Source organism: Streptomyces sp. NPDC086554 (genome assembly GCF_040686095.1).
In the GTDB taxonomy this organism is placed as follows: Bacteria; Actinomycetota; Actinomycetes; order Streptomycetales; family Streptomycetaceae; genus Streptomyces.
On record NZ_JBFBJK010000011.1, the window covers coordinates 164,881 to 183,068 of the forward strand.

The following is an 18,188-nucleotide window of genomic DNA, read 5'->3' on the forward strand; positions in this document are numbered from 1 at the left end:
GGCTCAGACCGTGATCAGGGCCTCCAGCGGGGCGCCCTCCAGGGCCGTCTCCAGCTTGGCGCGGCCGCCGAGGAAGCCGAGCTCCATCAGCACCGCCACACCGGCGACCTGCGCACCGGCCCGGCGGATCAGCCGCAGCGACGCCTCGGCGGTGCCGCCGGTCGCCAGGACGTCGTCGATGACCATGACGCGGTCGTCGGCGGCGAGGTCCTCGGCGTGCACCTCGATCTCGGCGCTACCGTACTCCAGGTCGTAGGCCTGGCTGAGCGTCGCTCCGGGGAGCTTGCCCGCCTTGCGTACGGGGATGAAGCCGAGCCCGGCGCTGAGCGCGACGGGGGCGCCGAGGATGAAGCCGCGGGCCTCCAGGCCGACGACCTTGGTGGCGCCGTACCGCACGGCGAGGCCGGCGAAGGCCTCGGTGAGCGCCGTGAACGCCGCCGGGTCCGCCAGGAGCGGGGTGATGTCCTTGAACATCACGCCCGGCTCCGGGTAGTCCGCGACGTCCCGGATGCGGCTGAGCAGCAGCTCCGTGGTTGCGGTGGTCTCGGTCATCGGCGCTTCCCCGAGGGACGGCCGCGGCCCCGGCCCCGCGATGCGGGCTGAGTGCGCGGGCCGACGACGCCCGCGGGAGCGGCGTCCTCAGGCAGTTCGTCCTGCGGTCCGGAGTCGTCCTGGTCCGGGCTCTCCACCGACTCGCCCTTGGCCGACGCGGCGGCACGCTTGGCGAGGACGCGCTTCTTGAGCGCCTTCATCTGCGGCTCGGTCTCCTTGAGATCGGCGACGAGCGGCGTAGCGATGAAGATCGAGGAGTACGCACCGGCCGCGAGGCCGACGAACAGCGACAGCGAGATGTCGTTGAGCATGCCCGCGCCGAGGAAACCGCCGCCGATGAAGAGCAGTCCTGCGACCGGCAGGAGCGCGACGACCGTGGTGTTGATCGAGCGGACCAGGGTGCCGTTGATGCTGCGGTTGGCGATCTCGCTGTACGTCCAGCGGGTCTGCTTGGTGATGTCCTTCGACTGCTCCTTCAAGCTGTCGAAGACCACGACCGTGTCGTAGAGCGAGTAACCGAGGATGGTCAGCAGACCGATGATCGTGCCCTGGGTGACCTCGAAGCCGACCAGGGCGTACACACCGACGGTGATCGTGATGTCGTGCACCAGGGCGATCAGCGCGGCCAGCGCCATCCGCCACTCGAAGGCGATCGCCAGATAGATCACCACGAGGACCATGAAGATGATCAGGCCCGTCCAGGCCTTCTGGCTGATCTGCTCACCCCAACTGGGGCCCACGAGGTCGGCGTTGATGGTGTCGGACTCGAGGTCCATGTCCTTCGCCAGGTCGGCCTTGATCTGGTCGGACTTGGCGGTGTCCACACCGGCGACCTGGATGCGCAGACCGCCCGAGCCGAGCTCCTGCACGACCGCGTCGTGGCCGGAGGCCTCTTCCGCGTACTTCTCCGCCTGAGCGACCGAGGCGCTGGTCTTCGGGGTGCTGAAGACCGCGCCGCCCTCGAACTCGATGCCCATGTTCAGGCCGCGCACCGCGAGGCCGACGATCGCCGTGATGGTGATCAGTATCGAGATGCCGTACCAGATCTTGCGCTTGCCGACGAAGTCATAGCCGACCTCGCCGCGGTAGAGCCTGGCGCCGAGATTGCCGAGCTTCGACATCTCACGCCTCCTTCGGGTCGACGGGGGCGGTGGTACGGCGCGTGCGGCGCAGCGGGGGCTTGGCACCGAGCCGCTTCGGGTCGAGGCCGGACCACTTGTGGCCGTTCGCGAAGAACGGCTTGCGTGCCATGAGCGTCATCAGCGGCTTGGTGAAGAAGAAGACCACGACGACGTCGAGCAGGGTGGTCAGGCCGAGCGTGAACGCGAAGCCCTGGACCTTGCCGACCGTGACCACGAACAGCACCGCGGCCGCGAGGAACGACACGAAGTCGGAGACCAGGATGGTGCGCCGGGCACGCGGCCAGGCACGCTCGACGGCGGGCCGCAGCGTGCGTCCCTCTCGGACCTCGTCCCTGACGCGTTCGAAGAACACGATGAACGAGTCCGCCGTGATGCCGATCGCAACGATCGCACCACACACCGCGGGCAGGTTCAGCGTGAACTGGATGGCCGGGCCGAGCAGCGTCATCAGGGCGTACGTCAGAGCCGCCGAGACCAGGAGGCTCGCGATGGCGATCAGCGAGAGGCCCCGGTAGTAGACCACCAGGTAGATGATGACCAGCGCGAGGCCGATGGCGCCGGCGATCAGACCGGCGTGCAGCTGCTCGCCACCGAGGGCCGGGCTGACCGTGGTGACGCTCTGCTCGTGGAAGGTGAGCGGCAGCGCGCCGTACGACAGGATGTTGGCGAGGTCCTGGGCCGACTCCTGGGTGAAGCTGCCGGAGATCTCGGCGTTGGCGCTCAGGGTGGTGCCGACGCTGGGCGCGGAGGCCACCTCGCCGTCCAGGACGATAGCGAACTGGTTCATTGGCGACTGCTGCTGCGAGAGCTTGCTAGTGGTCTTCGCAAACTTCTTCGAGCCGCCGCCCGTGAAGTCCATGTTGACGACCCAGGCGCCGCTCTGCTGGTTGATGGTGGCCTTGGCGTCGTCGACGTCCTTGCCGTTCAGCTCGGCCGGGCCGAGCACGTACTTCTCCCACTGCCCGGCGTTGTTCTTGCCGCAGGCGATGGTCTGCTCGGACGGCTTGATGCCGTCACCGACCTTGCCGCGCTGCGCCTTGTCGGTGCAGTCGAGCGCGGTGAACTTCTTCTGCAGGGCCGCGGTGGCCGGGTCGGTCGACGGGGTGGGGGTCGGCGCCGCCTTGTCCTTGTCGCCGCCCTTGTCCGAGGACTTGGGGGACGGGGTGGCGTCGGCCTTCAGGCCGTCGGTGACGGCACGGCCCTGGGAAGTGGGCGTCGCCGTGGGAGTCGAGGAGGACGTCGCCTTGTCCTCGCCCTTCTCGGTCGCCTTGTCCTTGTCCTTGTCCGTGCCCTTGCCGGACGAGGAGGCGGACGGCTCGGGGGTGGGCTCGCCGGGGGCCACCGCCAGGACCGGACGGAAGTAGAGCTGAGCGGTCGTGCCGACCTGCTCGCGCGCCTGCTTCTCGTTCGTGCCCTTGGGGATGTTGACGATGATGTTGTCTGCGCCCTGGGTCTGCACCTCGGCCTCGGACACACCCAGACCATTGACGCGGTTGTTGATGATGCTGACCGCGGTGTTCATGTTGGTCGGGTTGATCGCGTTCTTCTGGCCGGGCTCGTTCTTCGCCTGGAGCGTGATGCTCGTACCGCCGGCGAGGTCGATGCCAAGGCGGGGCGTGGTGTTCCCGGAGAGGAACATCCCCCCGGTGAGCGCCACGAGGGCGATCAGGATGAAGACCAAAGAGCGGCCCGGCTTGCCCGGGGCGCTCTGCCTTCGGCCCTTCTTAGGTGCTGCCACCTTCTCGTTCTCCCTGTCCAACCGCCCGGCGTCCGGTGCCCTGCCCCGTCACTGAGCGGGGAGTTCCCAGGTGGGCGGCCATGAAATGGTGTCGAGACCCGTCACGAAACCTACGCACTGCGGGGACCGTGGCAGCGCGAGCGGCGCGCCCCACGGACCCCGGTGGTGGCTACTTCGCGTCGGACTCGCCGTCGGTCTTCTTCGGCTCGGCGTCGTCGCCCTCGGGAGCGGTCTCCGCGTCCTTCTTGCCGAGGTCGATGGGCGAGTCGTCGGAAGCGTCGGCGGCGGGCTCGTCGGTCTCGGTCAGGGAGGAGGCGTCGTCCGGGACGATGGGGGTGTTCGACTTCAGGTCGGCACCCACGCCGTGGACGATGCGGTTGTACTCGTCGTCCTCGAGGACGGCGCCGACGGCGTTCTTCGCGTAAAACGCGTGCACGCCCGGAGCCACCTCAAGGAGGACCGCGTCGTCGTGAACCTCCTTGACGGTGGCGTACATGCCCCCGATCGTGCGGATGCCGGTGCCGGGCTGCATCTCATTGCGCATCGCCGCGGCCGCCTGCTGCTTCTTCTTGGCGGAGCGGGTCATCAGGAACATGGCCCCGATGAGCACGATGAAGGGGAGGAGGGTCACGATATTCACGGGACGGAGTTTCCTTCGCATGACCGCGCAGGTAAGCGGCCTGATGGACGGGGGTGGGCACGCCGCCCGCAAGGGACGGCATCGGCGGAGTCTAAGCGAGTCCGCACCTAACGAACAACGCTCAGCATGGCACCGCAGTTCCTGACCGTGCGAGTACGCGCGCCGTCACGCCCCGAACAGGTCCCCTTGTCCGATTCCGCCCGCCTGGCGGGGGGGAACAAGGCCGAGATGCGCCCATGCCGCGGGCGTCGCGACGCGGCCGCGGGGCGTGCGGGCGAGGAGTCCCTCCCGTACCAGGAAGGGCTCGGCCACCTCTTCGACCGTCTCGCGCTCCTCCCCCACGGCGACGGCGAGCGTCGACAGACCCACGGGTCCGCCGCCGAACAGTTTGAGCAGGGCTTCAAGGACGGCCCGGTCGAGCCGGTCGAGGCCGCGGTCGTCGACCTCGTACACCTTCAGGGCCGCGCCCGCGATGTCCTTGTTGATCTCGCCGTCGGCCTTGACCTGCGCATAGTCGCGTACGCGGCGCAGCAGACGGTTGGCGATACGGGGCGTGCCACGGGAGCGGCCCGCGATCTCGGCGGCGCCGGCCGGGTCGATGGCCACGTCGAGCAGCTGTGCGGAGCGGTGGACTACCCGCTCCAGCTCGGCCGGCTCGTAGAACTCCATGTGGGCGGTGAAGCCGAAGCGGTCGCGCAGCGGCGGGGGAAGCAGTCCCGCGCGGGTGGTGGCGCCGACCAGGGTGAAGGGGGGCAGTTCCAGCGGGATGGCGGTGGCGCCGGGGCCCTTGCCGACGATGACGTCGACGCGGAAGTCCTCCATCGCCATGTAGAGCATCTCCTCGGCGGGCCGCGACATCCGGTGGATCTCGTCGAGGAAGAGGACCTCGCCCTCCTGGAGGGAGGAGAGGATCGCCGCGAGGTCGCCCGCGTGCTGGATGGCCGGGCCGCTGGTGATGCGGATCGGGGCGCCCATCTCGGCCGCGATGATCATCGAGAGGGTGGTCTTGCCGAGGCCCGGGGCGCCGGAGAGCAGCACGTGGTCGGCGGTGGCGCCCCGCGCGCGTGCCGCCCGCAGGACGAGGTCGAGCTGCTCGCGGACCTTCTCCTGGCCGATGAACTCGCCCAGGCCCTTGGGGCGCAGGGCCGCCTCGACCGCCTGGTCCTCGCCGTCGGCGGACGCACCGACAAGACGGTCGGCCGCACTCGCCGGTGCGGTCGTGTCGTCGGTGGTCTCGTCCCAGTTCATGAGGTCGCCTCGCGGTGTGGTTCTGGTGGTCGGTGGGCTAGCGGGTGCGGTTCAGCGTCTGCAGGGCGGCCTTCAGGAGCTGGCCCACCTGCGGCGCCGTCCCGGACGCCTCGGCCTGCGGGGTGACGGCGGCGACCGCCTCGTCGGCCTCGCGGGTCGCGTACCCGAGGCCGATCAGCGCGGCGTGCAGCTGGTCGCGCCAGCCTGCGGTGACGGCCTTGCCGATCGCGGGGCCGCCCGTGCCGAGGGGCTCGCCGAGCCGGTCCTTGTACTCAAGGAGCAGCTTCTGGGCGCCCTTCTTGCCGATGCCGGGGACGGCGGTGAGCGCCTTCTCGTCACCGGTGGCGACCGCGCGGCGCAGGGCGTCCGGGCTGTGTACGGCGAGCATCGCCTGGGCGAGGCGCGGTCCGACACCGCTCGCGGTCTGAAGGAGCTCGAAGGTCTGCCGCTCGTCGTCGTCCGCGAAGCCGTACAGGGTGAGCGAGTCCTCCCGTACGACCAGGGACGTGGCGAGCTTGGCCTGCTGGCCGACGCGGAGTGTGGAGAGCGTGTTCGGCGTGCACTGGACGGCCATGCCGATGCCGCCGACCTCGACCACCGCGGCATCGGGGGCGAGCGCGGCGACGGGGCCGCTGACGAAGGCGATCATGCGGTACGGCCTTTCTGGGCTGACGGTGCTGACCGTGCTGTCGGGGTCTTTGCGGCGTGCAGGGCCGCGGCCTGCTGGAGACGGTTCTGGGCGACGGCCTGCTGCAGGCGGTTCTGCGCCGGGGCGCGCCAGATGTGGCAGATGGCGAGGGCGAGTGCGTCCGCGGCGTCGGCGGGCTTCGGGGGCGCGTCGAGCCTCAGGAGCCGGGTCACCATCGCGCCGACCTGCGCCTTGTCGGCCCGGCCGCTGCCGGTGACGGCGGCCTTGACCTCGCTCGGCGTGTGCAGGGCGACGGGGATGCCGCGGCGCGACGCGCACAGCATGGCGACGGCGCTCGCCTGGGCCGTCCCCATCACCGTACGGACGTTGTGCTGGCTGAACACCCGCTCCACGGCGAGGACTTCGGGCTCGTGCTCGTCGAGCCACTGCTCGATGCCCCGCTCGATGGCGACGAGGCGATGGCCGAGCTCGGCATCGGCGGGCGTGCGGACGACGCCGACTCCGCGCATGGTCAGCCGGCGTCCGGCGACCCCGTCGACGACGCCGACGCCGCACCGGGTCAGCCCGGGGTCCACCCCCAGTACGCGCATGCGCGCCCTCCCCTCGTCGCGGCGGCGATCTTCGAACTTCACGCCAGGCTATCCGCTGCCACTGACAACAGCGGCGGGCCGGTGGACGTGTGTCCCACCCGGCCCGCCGAAACTGCTCAGCTCGCGGCAGCGTTACGCGTCGACCTTCTCCATGACCTCGTCGCTCACGTCGAAGTTGGCGAAGACGTTCTGCACGTCGTCGCTGTCCTCGAGCGCGTCGATCAGCTTGAAGATCTTGCGCGCGCCCTCTTCGTCCAGCTCGACCTGCATGGTCGGGACGAAGTTGGCGTCGGCCGAGTCGTACTCGATCCCGGCGTCCTGGAGCGCGGTGCGGACCGCGACCATGTCGGTGGCCTCGGAGAGCACCTCGAAGGACTCACCCAGGTCGTTGACCTCTTCGGCGCCCGCGTCCAGGACCGCGCCCAGGACGTCGTCCTCGGACAGCTCGCCCTTGGGGACGATCACGACGCCCTTGCGGTTGAACAGGTACGAGACGGAGCCCGGGTCGGCCATCGAGCCGCCGTTGCGGGTCATGGCGACGCGGACGTCCGACGCGGCGCGGTTGCGGTTGTCGGTGAGGCACTCGATGAGCACCGCGACACCGTTGGGGCCGTAGCCCTCGTACATGATCGTCTCGTAGTCGGCGCCGCCGGCTTCGAGACCGGCGCCGCGCTTGACCGCGGAGTCGATGTTCTTGTTCGGAACCGAGCTCTTCTTGGCCTTCTGGATGGCGTCGAAGAGGGTCGGGTTGCCGGACACATCGGCGCCGCCCGTGCGGGCCGCGACCTCGATGTTCTTGATCATCTTCGCGAAGAGCTTGCCGCGCTTGGCGTCAATCACGGCCTTCTTGTGCTTCGTCGTAGCCCATTTAGAGTGGCCGGACATCTGCCTGTCTCCTTCGCGTTACCCAACCAGTACGAACTCCCCGACACCTTAAGGCCCGGGGAACCCCCGGAGATCCTACAAGGATCCCGCCGCCGCGTTCTCGCGCACCATCCCGACGAACAGCTCGTGCATCCGGTGGTCACCCGTCAGCTCGGGGTGGAACGACGTGGCGAGCGCGTTGCCCTGGCGTACGGCGACGATGTGCCCCTCGTGCTCGGCGAGCACCTCGGCGCTGGCGCCGACGGACTCCACCCAGGGGGCGCGGATGAAGACGCCTTCCACGGGGGCGCCCTCGATGCCGGCGATGTCGACGGCCGCCTCGAAGGACTCGTTCTGCCGCCCGAAAGCGTTGCGCCGCACGATCATGTCGATGCCGCCAACCGTCTCCTGTTCCGAACGCGGATCCAGGATCTTGTCGGCGAGCATGATCATGCCCGCGCAGGTGCCGTACACCGGCATACCGGCACGCACGCGTGCCCGCAAGGGCTCCAGGAGGCCGAACAGCGCGGCCAGCTTGGAGATCGTGGTGGACTCGCCGCCGGGTATGACCAGGCCGTCCACCTCGGCGAGCTCCTCGGGGCGCCGGACCGGCCTGGCCAGGGCGTCAGCCGAGGCCAGGGCGATCAGGTGCTCCCGTACGTCCCCCTGAAGGGCGAGGACGCCCACTACAGGAGTGGTCATTACCAGCCCCGGTTCGCGTAGCGCTCGGCCTCGGGCAGGGTGTCGCAGTTGATGCCGACCATGGCCTCGCCCAGGTTGCGGGACGCGTCGGCGATGATCTTGGGGTCGTCGTAGAAGGTGGTGGCCTTCACGATGGCGGCAGCGCGCGCGGCCGGGTCGCCCGACTTGAAGATGCCGGAGCCGACGAAGACGCCCTCGGCACCGAGCTGGCGCATCAGCGCGGCGTCGGCGGGGGTGGCGACGCCACCGGCCGAGAAGAGGACCACCGGCAGCTTGCCAAGATCGGAGACCTCCTTAACGAGCTCATACGGGGCGCGCAGCTCCTTGGCGGCGGCGTACAGCTCGTTGTTGTCGAAGCCGCGCAGCTTGGCGATCTCGTTCTTGATCTGGCGCAGGTGGCGGACGGCCTCGACGACGTTGCCGGTGCCGGCCTCGCCCTTGGAGCGGATCATGGCCGCGCCCTCGGCGATGCGGCGCAGGGCCTCGCCCAGGTTGGTGGCGCCACACACGAAGGGGGTCGTGAAGGCGAACTTGTCGCTGTGGTTGACCTCGTCGGCCGGGGTCAGGACCTCGGACTCGTCGATGTAGTCGACGCCGAGGGACTGGAGCACCTGGGCCTCGACGAAGTGGCCGATGCGGGACTTGGCCATGACCGGGATGGAGACGGCCTCGATGATCTCTTCGATCATGTTCGGGTCGGACATCCGGGCCACGCCGCCGTCCTTGCGGATGTCGGCCGGGACCCGCTCCAGGGCCATGACGGCGACCGCGCCGGCGTCCTCGGCTATCTTCGCCTGCTCGGCGTTGACCACGTCCATGATGACGCCGCCCTTGAGCTGCTCGGCCATGCCGCGCTTGACGCGCGCGGTGCCGGTCTCGGGCGACTGGTTGCTGCTGGAGAGGGTGCTGGACACGGAGTTGACCTCGATTGCTGAAGACGGGTTCCTGCGCTAAGAGGAAACGCCCGGCGACCAGTCCACAGCAAGGGCCAATGATTGACCGGTGGCTCATTTTTCCCGTACGCCCCTGGTCAGCGGCGCGCGCCGGCGTTATGTGGTCGCGCGGTCGGCGAGCGCCACCGGCGGCTCGTCGTCCATCTCGAAGGCCATCGGGAACGGCGCGTGTCCTGCCAGGCGGAACCAGCGGACCTTGCGGTGCCTGCGCAGGGCGCGGGCCGCGCGTACGGCGTCGTTGTGGAAGCGCCTGGCCATCGGCACCCGGCGCACGGCCGCGGCCAGCTCGCTCGCCGCCTCGTCGCCGCCCGGCGCCTCGCGCACCGCCTCGACCTGCTGGGCCTCGCCGAAGATCGCGCGCAGCGCCTGGCTGAGCTCGCTCTCGGCAACCTCGCGCTGCTCCTCCTCCGCCTGCCGTGCGGCGTGCGCCGCCTCGTAGAGCACGATGGAGGCCGCGGGGTCGAGCACCCCCGATGTGGCCAGCTCCTGGGCCACCGAGGCGCGGCGCAGCAACTGCGCGTCCAGGGCGGCGCGGGCGGCGTCGATGCGCGCGTGCAGCCGGTCGAGCCGTCCGGCGGTCCAGCTCAGGTAGAGGCCGATCGCGAAGAGGGCTACCGCGATCCAGATCAGTGTGGAGGTCACCGGCCTGAGGCTAGTCGAGGCGGCAGGGCCGCTTCACCGCCGGGCGCCCCGAACACCCGGCGATGCCTGGGCGTTCAGTCCCGCGCGAGTCCGAACCGCGCCCGCAGGCCCGTCCGTTCGTCCGCGGCGACCGCGGCCGCGCCGTCCGTCACCGTCTCGTACACGGAGAGGATGTCGGCACCGACCGTCGACCAGTCGAAGCGGCGTACGTGCTTGCTGCCGCGCTCGCGCAGTTCCTCGCGGCGCTCGGGGTCTCCGAGCAGCCGCAGGGCCGCTGCGGCCAGCGAGTCGGCGTCCTCGTTCGTGAAGAGGTCGCCCGCCGCGCCCTGGTCGAGGACCTGCGCGAAGGCGTCCAGATCGCTGGCGAGGACGGGAGCCCCGGCCGACATCGCCTCGACCAGGATGATCCCGAAGCTCTCGCCGCCGGTGTTGGGCGCCACGTACACGTCGACGCTGCGCAGCAGCCGCGCCTTGTCCTCGTCGCTCACCATGCCGAGGAACTCGACGCGCGAGCGCATCTCGGCGGGCAGCGAGGCGACGGCCTCCTGCTCGTCGCCGCGCCCCGCGACCAGAAGCCGGGTCCCCGGCCGCTCGGCGAGGATCTTCGGCAGCGCCCGCATGAGCACCGGAAGGCCCTTGCGCGGCTCGTCGATGCGCCCGATGAAGCCGATCGTGCCCCCCTGCCACTCCGCCTTGGGCTCGACGTTGGCGAAGAAGTCGACGTCGACGCCGTTCGGAATGACGACCGCGTCGCCGCCCAGGTGCTCGACGAGCGTGCGCCGCGCGTACTCGCTCACCGCGATGCGCGCGCTGATCTTCTCAAGGGCGGGCTGCAGGATCGGATACGCCGCGATCATGGCCCGGGAGCGCGGATTGGACGTGTGGAACGTCGCGACGATGGGCCCCTGGGCCGCCCAGCAGCTGAGCAGCCCGAGCGAGGGCGAGGTCGGCTCGTGGATGTGGATCACGTCGAACGTGCCGTCGTGCAGCCAGCGGCGCACCCGCGCGGCCGACAGGAACCCGAAGTTGAGCCGGGCCACCGAGCCGTTGTACGGCACCGGGACGGCACGGCCCGCCGACACGACGTACGACGGAAGCGGTGTCTCGTCGTCCGCCGGGGCGAGCACGGACACCTTGTGCCCCAGGCGGATCAGGTGCTCCGCGAGGTCGCGGATGTGGAACTGGACGCCGCCCGGGACGTCCCACGAGTAGGGGCAGACGATCCCGATCTTCACGGCGTCGCCTCGTCAGACCCTTGACCGGGCCCCTTCGCGGGGTCCAGATCAGCGAGCCACAAGCGTTGCAGCATGTGCCAGTCCTCCGGATGGTCGGCGATACCCGTGGCGAAGGCGTCTGCCAGCGCCTGCGTCATGACAGACGTCTTCTCGGTACGGGTACCTGTCTCGGGGACATCGATGGGCGGATGGACGCGCCCCTTCATGATCGGGGAGTCGTCGTACCAGAGCGTGACCGGAAGCAGCAGCGCGCCGGTCTGCTGGGCGAGCAGCGCGGGCCCCGCGGGCATCCGCGCGGTGTCGCCGAAGAACTTCACCTCGACGCCCGAGGCCGAGAGGTCCCGGTCGGAGACGAGGCAGACGAGGCCGCCCTCGCGCAGCCGCCGGGCAAGGGTGCCGAAGGCGGAGCCGCCCTCGTGCGGCAGGACCTCCATGCCCAGGCCCTCGCGGTAGGCGACGAAACGGTCGTACAGCGTCTCGGGCTTGAGCCGCTCGGCGACCGTCGTGAACGGGGTCTCCAGCTTGGTCGTGACCCATGCGCCCGCCAGGTCCCAGTTGCCCAGGTGCGGAAGGGCGAGGATGACGCCCTTGCCGGAGGCGAGGCCGTCGGTCAGATGGTGCACGTCCTTGGGGACGAAGCCTTCCTTTATGCGCTCCCGGCTCCAGGACGGCAGCCGGAAGGATTCCATCCAGTAGCGCAGATACGAGCGCATGCCCGCGCGGGACAGCTCGGCGAGGCGCTCAGGGCTCGCGTCGGGCACCACGCGCGCGTAGTTGGCCTCAAGGCGCAGGACACCCCTGCCGCGGCGCTTCCACACGGCGTCGGCGATGGTCCGGCCGAGCCGTACGGCCACCGGTTCGGGGAGCTTCTTGAGCGTGCTCCAGCCTGCCCCGTAGAGCGCGTCGGTCAGCCGGTCCTTCACGACGTCGCCTCGCTGCCCTGTGCCTCGGCCCCGGTCCCCGGCTCGGCGGCCGCCGCGTCCGCCTCCGCGGACTCCCGGCGCACGGTCACCATGCGCTGGACGAGGGTGACGAGGCTGCCGACCGCGACGACCCACAGCGCGATGGGCAGCAGGATGTCGATGCCGGGGACCCCGAACTTGTGCAGCCCCGCGAAGCCCGCGGCGACCAGCGAGATCACCAGACGCTCGGCGCGCTCCACCAGGCCGTTGACCGCGACGGGCAGGCCGATCGCCTCGCCGCGCGCCTTCGTGTACGACACCACCTGGCCGCTGGCCAGGCAGAAGATGGAGACGGCGCACAGGATGTTGTTGTCGCCCGAGCCCGCGTACCAGAGGGCGAGACCGCCGAAGATCGCGCTGTCGGCGACCCGGTCGAGCGTCGAGTCGAGGAAGGCGCCCCAGCGGCTCGAGCGGCCCAGCTGCCGCGCCATGTTCCCGTCGACCAGGTCGGAGAACACGAACAGCGTGATCACGACCGTGCCCCAGAAGAACTCCCCGCGGGGGAAGAAGACCAGCGCTCCCGCCACCACACCGGCCGTGCCGATGAATGTGACCGCGTCGGGGCTCACCCCGCGGCGGATGAGAAACGCGGCGAACGGCGTGAGAACACGCGTGAAGAATGCACGCGCGTACTTGTTCAGCATGGCCTTCCCGAGGGGTCGGTGAGCCGCGCGGCCCTGTTGGCCACCGGCTGGCCCATCGTAGTCACGCCCTTGACGGGCCGGCTCGCCCCCTCACGATCGCGTACGACGTATGGACGCACCGTGACCCGAGTGGAAAGCTCGAAAGCACAGCGGGCGTCGCCGGAGCCGACCCGCACGCGGCCCCGCGTGTCCGACAGCAGCCAGCATCCCCGAGGGGGCTGAGCCTCCTCTTCGAGCACGTGACCGGGAGGCCTAGGCATGGGCGACAAGGCACACGCACACCCCGGAGCCGCCGGCAGGGCAGCGACGGCCGACCAACCCGCGTCCGTACGGAATGTGGTGCTGGTCGGCCACAGCGGATCCGGCAAGACGACTCTGGTGGAAGCCCTCGCGCTGACGGCGGGGGCGGTGAACCGGGCGGGCCGCGTGGAGGACGGCGGCACCATCTCGGACTACGACGACATCGAGCACCGGCAGCAGCGCTCCGTACAGCTGTCGCTGGTCCCCGTCGAATGGGGCGGCTTCAAGATCAATCTTCTGGACACACCCGGATACGCCGACTTCGTCGGGGAGCTCAGGGCCGGTCTGCGTGCCGCGGACGCGGCCCTTTTCGTGGTCTCGGCGGCCGACGGCGTGGACGGCGCGACCCGCATGGTGTGGGAGGAGTGCGCGGCGGTCGGCATGCCCCGGGCCATCGTGGTGACCCACCTGGAGGCGGCCCGCGCCGACTTCACCGAGATGACGCGGACCTGCGCCGAGGCCTTCGGGGCCGACGACCCCGATGCCGTGCTTCCGCTGTATCTGCCGCTGCACGGCGCCAAGGGTCCTGACGGGCACGCGCCCGTGACGGGCCTGGTCGGGCTGCTCTCGCAGCGCGTCTTCGACTACGCGTCCGGGGAGCGCAAGGAGTCCGAACCGGGCGAGGACCAGCTGCCGCTGATCGAGGAGGCCCGCAACAAACTGATCGAAGGGATCATCGCCGAGAGCGAGGACGAGTCCCTCATGGACCGCTATCTCGGCGGCGAGGACATCGACTTCAAGACACTCGTGGACGACCTGGAACGGGCCGTGGCACGCGGCATCTTCCACCCCGTGCTCGCGGCGGCGCCCGCCGCCGAAGGCGCCCGGCAGGGCATCGGCACGGTCGAGCTCCTCGAACTGATCACGGGCGGCTTCCCGACCCCCCTGGAGCACCCGGCGCCCGCCGTCACCACACCGGACGGCAAGGCGCGGCCCGCGATCGGCTGCGACCCCGCAGGACCGCTGGTCGCCGAGGTCGTGAAGACCGCGTCCGACCCCTACGTAGGACGCGTCTCGCTCGTCCGGGTCTTCTCCGGCACCTTGCGCCCCGACGAGACCGTGCACGTGTCCGGGCACGGTCTCGCTGACCGCGGCCACGAGGACCACGACGTCGACGAGCGGGTGGGTGCGCTCTCCTCGCCCTTCGGCAAGCAGCAGCGCGTCCTCGCCCAGTGCGTCGCGGGCGATCTGGCCTGCGTCGCCAAGCTGAACCGCGCCGAGACCGGCGACACCCTGTCGGCGAAGGACGACCCGCTCCTGATGGAGCCATGGGACATGCCCGACCCGCTCCTTCCGCTGGCCATCCAGGCGCACAGCAAGGCCGACGAGGACAAGCTCTCCCAGGGGCTCTCGCGGCTTGTCGCCGAGGATCCGACGATGCGCCTGGAACAGAACCAGGACACCCACCAGGTGGTCCTGTGGTGTCTGGGCGAGGCACACGCGGATGTCGCTCTGGAGCGGCTGCGCAGCCGGTACGGCGTGCAGGTCGACGTCGTCGCCCACAAGGTCTCCCTACGGGAGACGTTCGCGGGCAGGTCCGGGGGACGCGGCCGTCATGTGAAGCAGTCCGGCGGCCACGGGCAGTACGCGATCTGCGAGATCGAGGTCGAGCCGCTGCCCGGCGGCAGCGGCATCGAGTTCGTCGACAAGGTCGTGGGCGGCGCCGTGCCCCGGCAGTTCATACCGTCCGTCGAGAAGGGCGTACGGGCGCAGGCCGCGAAGGGCGTGGCCGCGGGGTACCCGCTCATCGACGTACGCATCACGCTGCTCGACGGCAAGGCGCACTCGGTGGACTCCTCCGACGCCGCGTTCCAGACGGCGGGCGCGCTCGCCCTGCGCGAGGCCGCGGCCGACGCCAGGATCCACCTCCTGGAGCCGGTCGCCGAGGTGCAGGTCCTGGTCGGCGACGACCACGTGGGGTCGGTGATGAGCGACCTGTCGGGGCGGCGCGGCCGGGTGGTCGGCACCGAGCAGGCTCCCGGCGGGCGCACGCTCGTACGGGCCGAGGTCCCCGAGATCGAGATCGGCCGGTACGCGGTCGACCTGCGGTCCCTCTCGCAGGGCACCGCACGTTTCAGCCGCAGCTACGCACGGCACGAACCCATGCCCCCGCAGCTCTCCGAGAGGATCCGTGAACAGGCCCAGGACGTCTCCTAGTTGAGGTCCCGTCAGGGATCCGGCCGCCGGATGCCGCTGGCTCTCTCCCCTCCGGGCGAGCGGCATCCGGCCGCCCCATGACGGATGTCGGTGCGCACCGATACGCTGATGACCTGATCAACAGGTGTGCCAGGGACGGAAGTCGGGAAAAGCCGCAGAAGCGAGGTTCTTGCGGCGATGGGGGCGGCAGTGGCGGACGACGTATTCGACTTCAAGCCCGGCGCGCAGGTCCCGCTGTCGGGAGCCGCGGGCCAGACAGCGGCGACGCACGCCCTCGCGTCGGCCGCGTACCGCGACAGCAAGGCCGACAAGATCCTCGATGCCAACAGCGAGTGGCACAAGTCCGAGGTGAAGAGCGGTCTGTTCAAGCTCTTCGCACCCAACCTGGGCGAGGCGTTCGCGCGCGCCGTGCAGATGCGGATGCTCGGCGGCGCCCGCAAGCCGCTCATCCAGTCCTTCGGGACGGAGCCGCAGTCGATCGTCGAGCACTGCCTCGCGGCGAACAACATCCGCAAGGACCGCGACCGCTGGCTCACGGCCGTGATGGCGCTGTGCGGGCTGCTCTTCCTGCCGGGCCTGCTGGCCTGGCTCCTGGTCTTCGCGGGCCGCCAGGCGGTGGTCAAGAAGGACGACAAGCGGGCGAACGCGATCGCGACGGCCGTCCTGGTCGCCGTGGGCGTGCTCGCCGTGATCTTCCTCCTCAGGCTGCCGTTCGGCGGCTTCTGGGCCTGGTACGTACGGGCCGCGATCGTCGTCCCGGTGGCCGGCTGGTTCTGGGCCAAGCTGATCGCCGAGCGCACAGCACGGGATCTGCGCGAGCGCTGGGACAGTCTGCTCGCGGGCGGCGGCATCGGCGCCAAGATCCCCGAGGCGGTGCCGGGCAGCCCGGGCGAGACGGCGGCCGAGCGGCTGCGCCAGGGCCTCGCGCGCCTCTCCGCGGAGCAGCAGAGCAACTCGGTCTTCTACGCGGGCCCGAAGGGCATATTGGGCATGGGCACCCGCTGGGGCAGCTGGCAGCTCGCCGAGGAGCTGGTCGCGGAGAAGGACGGCACGGAGATCCACCCGTTCCGCAGCTGGGACGTCATACGGGCGGTGCACGACCAGCTGCGCATGCTGGAGCGCGGCCCGCTGCACACCGGCGGCTTCCCGACCCCGTCGATAAAGCACTGGATCGTCTCCCCCATCGGGGAGAACGCGAAGGCGGTGGCCCGCCCCAGCGGTACGGACGTCGAGGCCTTCCAGGTCCGCGGCCACGAGATACAGCGGATCTGCAACGAGCAGCAGTTCGGCAGCGGCGACCGCCACTATCTGGGCGTCCAGTTCACGCTCTGGGACGGCCAGTTGGTGATCACGATGCTGATCACGGTGACCGTTCTGCACGAGACCCTGCGTATCGAGGTCACCGGCCACGCGCTCGGCCCGGTGCACTCCCTGTTCACCAGCAAGCCCGACCCCAAGACAAAGACCGTCGCCAAGCCGATCAAGTTCTGGGAGACCACCGACCGCAAGCTGCCGCTGGTCGACGCGGACGAGGTCGTACGCCTCGCGGTCCGCGCCCCCTTCACCTGGTACCCGCCGCTTCTGGACTACCTCGGCGGCAAGCTGGTCCTGCCCGAGCCCTTCGGCCTGCGGCACGCCTGGGCGGACAAGCCGTGGCGGCACCGCTTCATGGCCGACGACGCGCTGCGCGCGGCCACACCGGTGCTGCGCGTGGTGCACTCGGCGGCCATCAAGGTCCTTCAGGAGAACGGCGTCAACACCGAGAAGTTCGGTGCGCGCTCCGGCTTCCTCAGCGGCGCGGTGCAGGACCCGATGCCGAGGAAGGCGGACGTCTACGACGCGTGAGTCGCCCTACAGGGCGGTGGGCCAGGCGTCCGCAAGCATCTTGCGGGTGTCCGCGAGCAGCTGCGGCAGCACCTTCGTGTGCCCGACGACCGGCATGAAGTTCGTGTCCCCGCCCCAGCGCGGCACGATGTGCTGGTGCAGGTGCGCGGCGATACCGGCGCCGGCCACCGTTCCCTGGTTCATGCCGATGTTGAAGCCGTGCGCTCCGGACGCGGTCCGCAGCGCCGTCATCGCCTGCTTGGTCTGCTCGGCGAGCTCGGCCGTCTCCAGCGCCGTCAGCTCCGTGTAGTCGGCGACGTGCCGGTAGGGCACGACCATCAAATGGCCGCCGTTGTACGGGTAGAGGTTCAGGACCGCGTACACATGCTCACCGCGCGCGACGACGAGGCCGTCCTCGTCGGACTTGGCCGGGATGGAACAGAAGGGACAGCCGTCGTCGGCCCCCGGACCGCTCGGCTTGTTCTCGCCCTGGATGTACGCCATCCGGTGGGGCGTCCACAGGCGCTGGAACGCGTCCTGCGTCCCCACTCCGATCTGCTGCTCCGGCTCACTCGTCATGCTGTGCAGCATATGACTTCGCCCGTTCGGAACGTGTCGGCGGGGCGGCCGCCCGATGCCTCGCGGCGAAGCTGGGCCGATGACCGATGACAGCCGTCAGGCACGCTGGGAGAACCGCACCGAGGCCCCGCTGGCCATGGCATCGGTGCTGTTCCTCGCCTCGTACGCGGTCCGGGTCCTTGCCCCTGGACTGCCCGAGGCCTGGCAGGACCTGTGCCTGGCGCTCACCCTGGCCGCCTGGGCGGCGTTCGCCGTGGACTACGCGGTGCGGTGGCGGCTGAGCGGGCAGCGCCTTCGCTTCGTACGCAGACACTGGCTCGACACACTCGTCCTCGCGCTGCCGCTGCTGCGGCCGCTGCGGATCGTGCGGGTCTACGACGCCGTCCAGCGCCGGCGCGCGCAGCCGCGGCTCGCCCTGCACGCGCGCGTGATCGCGTACGCGGGGTTGTCCGCGCTGCTGCTCGGCTTCGCGGGTTCGCTAGCCGTCTACCAGGCGGAACGTACGGCACCCGGCACGACGATCCCTACGTACGGCGACTCCGTGTGGTGGACCTGCAGCACGCTGTCGACGGTCGGATACGGCGATCTGGCGCCGGTGACACCGCTGGGGCGGATCGTCGCGGTAGGCCTGATGTTCTGTGGACTCGCGCTGCTCGGCGTGGTGACCGGGTCGTTCTCGTCCTGGGTGCTGCAGATGTTCACGCGCGAGGACGAGAAGAGGCCCCCGGGAAGCTGAACTTCCCGGGGGCCTCGAACCCCGCATCTGC

Annotated in this window: 18 protein-coding genes; 3 read left to right on the plus strand and 15 right to left on the minus strand. The window is 70.3% G+C overall.

What is annotated here, in order from left to right; genetic code table 11:
- Positions 1-3 precede the first annotated feature (3 nt).
- The 14 genes from AB0O76_RS20055 to pgsA form a co-directional block, all read right to left on the minus strand.
- The gene (locus tag AB0O76_RS20055; protein WP_365492734.1) at positions 4-552 is read right to left on the minus strand and encodes an adenine phosphoribosyltransferase; all 549 of its coding nucleotides are present in this window, start codon (positions 550-552) and stop codon (positions 4-6) included.
- The gene (gene secF, locus AB0O76_RS20060) at positions 549-1,673 is read right to left on the minus strand and encodes a protein translocase subunit SecF (RefSeq protein WP_365492737.1); all 1,125 of its coding nucleotides are present in this window, start codon (positions 1,671-1,673) and stop codon (positions 549-551) included. The genes AB0O76_RS20055 and secF overlap by 4 nt, the downstream gene beginning before the upstream one ends.
- A gap of 1 nt (position 1,674) precedes the next feature.
- Complete coding sequence (gene secD / locus AB0O76_RS20065; protein WP_365492740.1) at positions 1,675-3,432, minus strand: protein translocase subunit SecD; 1,758 nt, start codon at positions 3,430-3,432, stop codon at positions 1,675-1,677.
- Positions 3,433-3,601: 169 nt separating this feature from the next.
- Positions 3,602-4,072 (minus strand): preprotein translocase subunit YajC, encoded by a 471-nt coding sequence (yajC, locus tag AB0O76_RS20070; RefSeq protein ID WP_365492743.1) that lies wholly within the window; start codon positions 4,070-4,072, stop codon positions 3,602-3,604.
- A 165-nt stretch (positions 4,073-4,237) separates the two neighbouring features.
- Positions 4,238-5,320: a Holliday junction branch migration DNA helicase RuvB gene (ruvB, locus tag AB0O76_RS20075; RefSeq protein ID WP_365492746.1), complete on the minus strand. Its 1,083-nt coding sequence runs from the start codon at positions 5,318-5,320 to the stop codon at positions 4,238-4,240.
- 37 nt (positions 5,321-5,357) lie between these two features.
- A complete protein-coding gene (gene ruvA, locus AB0O76_RS20080) occupies positions 5,358-5,969 on the minus strand; it encodes a Holliday junction branch migration protein RuvA (protein WP_365492749.1) in 612 nt (203 codons plus the stop codon).
- A complete protein-coding gene (ruvC, locus tag AB0O76_RS20085) occupies positions 5,966-6,559 on the minus strand; it encodes a crossover junction endodeoxyribonuclease RuvC (RefSeq protein WP_365492752.1) in 594 nt (197 codons plus the stop codon). The genes ruvA and ruvC overlap by 4 nt, the downstream gene beginning before the upstream one ends.
- 132 nt (positions 6,560-6,691) lie before the next feature.
- Positions 6,692-7,444 (minus strand): YebC/PmpR family DNA-binding transcriptional regulator, encoded by a 753-nt coding sequence (locus AB0O76_RS20090; RefSeq protein ID WP_190082512.1) that lies wholly within the window; start codon positions 7,442-7,444, stop codon positions 6,692-6,694.
- Between the two features lie 75 nt (positions 7,445-7,519).
- Positions 7,520-8,125 (minus strand): pyridoxal 5'-phosphate synthase glutaminase subunit PdxT, encoded by a 606-nt coding sequence (gene pdxT, locus AB0O76_RS20095; protein ID WP_365492755.1) that lies wholly within the window; start codon positions 8,123-8,125, stop codon positions 7,520-7,522.
- Complete coding sequence (gene pdxS / locus AB0O76_RS20100; protein ID WP_365492758.1) at positions 8,125-9,039, minus strand: pyridoxal 5'-phosphate synthase lyase subunit PdxS; 915 nt, start codon at positions 9,037-9,039, stop codon at positions 8,125-8,127. Before pdxS ends, pdxT begins: the two co-directional genes overlap by 1 nt.
- A 135-nt stretch (positions 9,040-9,174) precedes the next feature.
- A complete protein-coding gene (locus tag AB0O76_RS20105) occupies positions 9,175-9,720 on the minus strand; it encodes a hypothetical protein (protein ID WP_135333393.1) in 546 nt (181 codons plus the stop codon).
- A gap of 74 nt (positions 9,721-9,794) precedes the next feature.
- Positions 9,795-10,955: a glycosyltransferase family 4 protein gene (locus AB0O76_RS20110; protein WP_365492761.1), complete on the minus strand. Its 1,161-nt coding sequence runs from the start codon at positions 10,953-10,955 to the stop codon at positions 9,795-9,797.
- On the minus strand, positions 10,952-11,878 hold the full coding sequence (locus tag AB0O76_RS20115; RefSeq protein ID WP_365492764.1) for a phosphatidylinositol mannoside acyltransferase: 927 nt from the start codon (positions 11,876-11,878) through the stop codon (positions 10,952-10,954). Before AB0O76_RS20115 ends, AB0O76_RS20110 begins: the two co-directional genes overlap by 4 nt.
- The gene (pgsA, locus tag AB0O76_RS20120) at positions 11,875-12,561 is read right to left on the minus strand and encodes a phosphatidylinositol phosphate synthase (RefSeq protein WP_365492767.1); all 687 of its coding nucleotides are present in this window, start codon (positions 12,559-12,561) and stop codon (positions 11,875-11,877) included. The genes AB0O76_RS20115 and pgsA overlap by 4 nt, the downstream gene beginning before the upstream one ends.
- Positions 12,562-12,819: 258 nt before the next feature.
- Here pgsA and AB0O76_RS20125 point away from each other — a divergent pair, with 258 nt between their 5' ends.
- A complete protein-coding gene (locus AB0O76_RS20125; RefSeq protein ID WP_365492770.1) occupies positions 12,820-15,018 on the plus strand; it encodes an elongation factor G-like protein EF-G2 in 2,199 nt (732 codons plus the stop codon).
- Positions 15,019-15,195: 177 nt separating this feature from the next.
- Positions 15,196-16,863 (plus strand): hypothetical protein, encoded by a 1,668-nt coding sequence (locus tag AB0O76_RS20130; protein WP_365492773.1) that lies wholly within the window; start codon positions 15,196-15,198, stop codon positions 16,861-16,863.
- A gap of 6 nt (positions 16,864-16,869) precedes the next feature.
- On the opposite strand, the gene AB0O76_RS20135 is transcribed toward AB0O76_RS20130, so the two are convergent.
- Entirely contained in the window at positions 16,870-17,433 is a 564-nt protein-coding gene (locus tag AB0O76_RS20135) for an HIT domain-containing protein (protein WP_365492775.1), read from the minus strand.
- Positions 17,434-17,500: 67 nt separating this feature from the next.
- On the opposite strand from AB0O76_RS20135, the gene AB0O76_RS20140 reads away from it, so the two are divergent.
- A complete protein-coding gene (locus AB0O76_RS20140) occupies positions 17,501-18,157 on the plus strand; it encodes a potassium channel family protein (RefSeq protein WP_365492778.1) in 657 nt (218 codons plus the stop codon).
- Positions 18,158-18,188 lie beyond the last annotated feature (31 nt).